Origin of the sequence: Microbulbifer epialgicus (assembly GCF_041447265.1) — a bacterium.
Classification (GTDB): Bacteria; Pseudomonadota; Gammaproteobacteria; order Pseudomonadales; family Cellvibrionaceae; genus Microbulbifer; species Microbulbifer epialgicus.
Genome location: NZ_JBGMEK010000158.1, coordinates 1 through 4,488, shown reverse-complemented (window position 1 = coordinate 4,488; position 4,488 = coordinate 1). Strand labels below are relative to the sequence as shown.

Here is a 4,488-nt window from a genome sequence, read left to right as displayed (position 1 = left end):
AGTTCGGCGTTTCTCTTCCTGCGCGGAAGCGGGTAATTTTCTTGCATCAATAATATCCATTTGGGTATTATACAGAACTATAGAGCCACCGGGTTAATAATAGCGGATAATGAGGCCCGAACCTTTATTCAAGATGATAACTGGTGGGCTTCAGAGGATGTATCCCTGGTAAAAGCCGATTCAGACGATTTTTATGGCAATGTAGATCAGCGGGGGATGCGTGTTGGTGCCCTATGGCAACCAACCGAGAGTATTTCCTGGCATGCCGTTTATGAGCACTATGAGGATAGTAGCGCCGGAGGCATAAACACTATCGATTGCGAAAAGGCAGCGGAGCGTGCAGATGGTGTCGATTGTGAAACCTACTATGGTCCAGGTGCTGATGAGTACGCTGTCGCGGTCAATGTGCCAGGAAATCTGGATATCACCATGGATTCTTTCCGCTCCAATGTCCGTTGGGATTTCAGTGATTCCTTAGCTTTTATTTATAACATGGGCTATGCCGTTCAGGATCGCAGCAACCTGATCGATATTGATGCTGGGCGGAATAGATGGGATATGAGTATGAGCATTACTGACTCAGAGAATATTTCTTATTCTCATGAGTTTCAGCTGCAATCTACTGGAGATGGGCCTCTGCAGTGGATATCTGGTCTGTTTTATTTTGAAGAAACTACCGACCTAAATGGATATTTTCTTGCTTCGCAAGCTAATGCCACTTTCTGGAGGCAGCCGGACAGGACTATCGAGGCTGGTGCGGTTTTTGCTCAGGCCACGTATGCCCTAACTGATACTGTTCATCTGACTATTGGTGGTCGTTACACTGAAGATCAGAAGAGTGATGAGGGTGGCAATAACCTGAGCTGTGAGCGTGATTGGTCCGTGGAGCCAGAAGAAACGGGTGAGTATGGTTGCTTCCCAGCGTATTTACCGGGCAGATTAAATGCCCTGTCAAATAATCACTTTGCTGACAGTTCAATTTATACGATCACAACTTACAATGATGTCAGCAAGAGTTGGAGTTCGTCTGATTTCCGTGTTGGTTTAGATTACGATTTAACTGATGAAGTGATGCTGTATGCGTATGTCGCATCGGGATTTAAGTCCGGCGGCCTGGGAGATGTTGTAATTCAATATGAGCAAGACCCAGAAACAGCAGATTATCTATACGACGATGATGGAAATAAGATTGTTCAGCAGGTAATAGATACCAGTTATGATGAGGAAAAAGTGGTCACCTGGGAGCTGGGAGCGAAAGGTACAGTACTGGATGGGCGTTTAAACCTGACTGGAACTTTCTTTTTTTCCAAGTACAAGGATATGCAGCTGGCAGCACCTGATACTGCATACTCGTTTTATGCTGAGGAACGAGATGATGAGGGTAATTTAACTGGTGAGATTACTTCGGAACCGCATATAATTTTCCTCACTAAGAATGCCGCAAATTCACAAATCATGGGGCTTGAATTGGAGTTTGACTGGGCTCCTTACCCAAATGGCAGAATCAATGGTTTTGCCACTTGAATGCAAACGGAAATCACCTCTGATTTCTTTAATCGGTGGAATTTTAATAACCAGTCACTATTCTTGATCGACGATTACGGCCAAGCTCATGATAATTCTAATGAAGAGTTGTATCGTAACTTGAAGGGTAATGAGTTGGCGGTATCACCTGAGTTCAGCTTTACCATAAACTATGACCACACCTTCGAATTGGCTCACGGTGGTGCAATCATTCCGTTTGTCGGCATTCACTGGGAGGATGAATCCTATTTGACCTATTGGAATGTTGATAAGCATGATTTTCCGGTTGGTGATACCTCAGCCTATGATGACGGTCGAGATGCTTTCGTTATGGTTAATGCATCTATTAAGTATGCAAGCCCTGATGACCAGTGGAATATTGAAGCTTTTGGCAATAATTTGACCGATGAAAAAGTTGCTTACTGGGCTGATGGTAGTGATGGCTTGGTATCGGGTCCTTTTTCTGCGCCGATGAGATATGGCGTACGCTTTAAATACAATTTCTAGATAGCACCTTCCTTATATGTCCTTGCGGCCAAGCGAACCTAAGTTCGCTTGGCTTTTTTTAGTTTTACAGCCGTCCCGAAAACCAATATTTCACATGAGCCATCCATAATGGCGCTAGTAGTAAAACGAACACCTACTACCGCATCGGCCCCCTTTTGACGCGCACTTTCAATCAGTCGCTGAAAAGCCACTTTCCTGGCTTCAGTCAACATTTCTGTATAGCCTCGAATCTCCCCTCCAACTATACTCTTTAAGCCAGCCATAACGTCACGACCGATATGTTTAGATTGAACAACATTACCTGTAACTACACCGAGTATTTCTTCGATTTCTCGTGCGGGTATTGTTTCGGTGGTTGAGTGGATCATATTACATCCTTGAGAACATAGAATTTACTAAAAAGGGGGAAGGAAAGAATACACTGCGCTCTGGAGTGTACGAGGCATTGATGCCGATTACGAGCTTACAGGGATGTATTCACAGGGCGTCGCGAGTGCAGTGACTTCTTTCCTTCTGACCCAGTAGTATATAGTGGCCATAGCTGTTGCTATTATCCAGCTAACTTCTTCAGAAGTAAAATTATGCCAGCACTTGAGATTCTTCAAATGTTCACACGATCCAGTTAATTCTTTATTGGGTTGGTGATAACATAGTGCAGGATTCAGTTGTCAGCCCAGGCTTTTTCGTACTTGAGGTCGCCCCTTTCTCTACGCATGGAATGATCCTGGTCAAAGAGATGGCCTGCTGGCTATTTTCCAGTGCAGGGGTATTAATATAATGGCATGTAATGAGTAATTAAGGGTCCTTGTAAGATATAGCTTACTTTAGGCCCTTCGAGGTTGATAACAGCCTTGCCAATGCCCAACTCACTATTTGTTTTTAGCGAAGTGGCGCCTTCTAGATTTCTACCAGAATGCCTGCATACGAACGGCGAATTGTTTGGTTTGATCGCCATTGAAGCTGTTATCCCCCAGAGTCACATTGAACATCAGGCGAACTTTAGGGTTGAAATAATAGTTAAATCCAAAGACAAAGTTGCTTGCCTTCATGCTGGGAATGTCTCTGTTTTCGATAGACTGATACCGAGCGGTAACCTCTAGAGCTGTCTCAGGTGGAATGGGCTTAATAGCTTTAAAAACCCCTTTTCTCTTATCGTAAGCTTTGTGTTCCCCGGTAACAGCCCAGCTGCCCATCACATACCAAGTTCGGACATCCTGATCACCTATAAAACAGCCGAAGAAGGGATCACAGAAAAAGTCAGGTGGGGCACCAAAAAAATTCTCGAAAGTAAGTTCCGAAAGGAAAAAGTCACCGGAAAAATTACCAAAAGCGTATTCTGATTGGAGATAAAATGGCCCATGGGTACCGGCCAGTTCGAGCCCAATGAAATGCACCTTTCCTTCCGGGCTGCCTAGGTAAAATTCCTCGTCACCAAACGCCCCAAAGAAAAAGTCACTACCGCCAGGGCTTAGTGCAATCAGCTGCCTGGGGCCTCGGCGACCGGAATATTCGACAAGGGCCTCACGTGGAAGGGTACGCTTATTGGGGTTCTCGTAACTTAGTGACGCACCGAGATGAAGTGTACTGAATTCGTCATTGATAGGGGCCCAGGTGAACCTTGTCGCGGCACCGATACCCGAGTTAGGTGGGTTGCCAGGACTGCGTAGGTTAAACAGATCGATGCCAAATGTATGGCAGCACCAGTGGGTGTGCCAGCCCATTCCCTGCTGTCTGACACGACCAAAATAAATGCCATCTGAGGCAAATGGTCGTTCCATCATTGTGATGTCGTTTTGGCCGATTAGCTCGCCAATGGAGCGGCTGGGTTTATAATTCCCAGTGATGAATTTGCCGTTATGGATTTCAGTAGTTAGATAGACATCCAGAAGACCGCCAACTCCGGGAATAGCGAAATCGCGCTCTAATTTGTATTCCCACTTCCACAACCGACCCCTCATTATCAGGCGTACAGTACGGAATTCAGTGGTGTTCACAGGCTCTTCAAAACCCCGAATTAAAAAGAAGTCTTCATCCAATTCGGAAAAAAAGTTGTCATCTTTATCAAAAATATAACCATCAAAGTGGATGATGCCGCCGAGTTCTGCATGTAAATTTTCGTCATCAGAGATGATTTTGAGGCCGCCTTGTGTCTCGGCCCTATCGGCGAATGTAGTATTGGATAAAAAAACACTGGCTAAGGCAAAATACAGGCCGTAGCGTTTCATATGACGCTCCCTGTCATGGTTACCATTATTATGATGGTGTGTTGAAGCAGTTTAGTAGGCAGTAAGAAATACGTAAACCTCATTATTCTTCCTTTTTATACTACTGGTTCAGAAGGAAAGAATACACTGCACTCGAGACGCGCTGTGAATACATCCCTGCAAGCTCGTAATCGGCATCCATGCCTCATACGGTCCCGAGCGCAGTGTATTCTTTCCTTCCCCCTTTTTAGTA

The 4,488-nt window shown here is 45.1% G+C and carries 4 protein-coding genes; 2 read left to right on the top strand and 2 right to left on the bottom strand.

Annotated features, from left to right (window positions below):
* Positions 1-60 precede the first annotated feature (60 nt).
* Together ACCI49_RS23695 and ACCI49_RS23690 are read left to right on the top strand one after the other, a co-directional pair.
* Entirely contained in the window at positions 61-1,524 is a 1,464-nt protein-coding gene (locus ACCI49_RS23695) for a TonB-dependent receptor domain-containing protein (protein ID WP_371841715.1), read from the top strand.
* Complete coding sequence (locus ACCI49_RS23690) at positions 1,525-2,031, top strand: porin family protein (RefSeq protein WP_371841713.1); 507 nt, start codon at positions 1,525-1,527, stop codon at positions 2,029-2,031.
* 38 nt (positions 2,032-2,069) lie between these two features.
* On the opposite strand, the gene ACCI49_RS23685 is transcribed toward ACCI49_RS23690, so the two are convergent.
* Both ACCI49_RS23685 and ACCI49_RS23680 read right to left on the bottom strand, forming a co-directional pair.
* Entirely contained in the window at positions 2,070-2,399 is a 330-nt protein-coding gene (locus ACCI49_RS23685) for a heavy metal-binding domain-containing protein (RefSeq protein ID WP_371841712.1), read from the bottom strand.
* A gap of 537 nt (positions 2,400-2,936) precedes the next feature.
* Positions 2,937-4,256, bottom strand: a complete 1,320-nt coding sequence (locus ACCI49_RS23680; protein ID WP_371841710.1) for an OprO/OprP family phosphate-selective porin — start codon at positions 4,254-4,256, stop codon at positions 2,937-2,939.
* Positions 4,257-4,488 lie beyond the last annotated feature (232 nt).

Coding starts and splice junctions, on each gene's coding strand:
- ACCI49_RS23690 (WP_371841713.1), top strand. CDS start 1,525: ATGCAAACGGAAATCACCTCTGATTTCTTTAATCGGTGGAATTTTAAT.
- ACCI49_RS23685 (WP_371841712.1), bottom strand. CDS start 2,399: ATGATCCACTCAACCACCGAAACAATACCCGCACGAGAAATCGAAGAA.
- ACCI49_RS23680 (WP_371841710.1), bottom strand. CDS start 4,256: ATGAAACGCTACGGCCTGTATTTTGCCTTAGCCAGTGTTTTTTTATCC.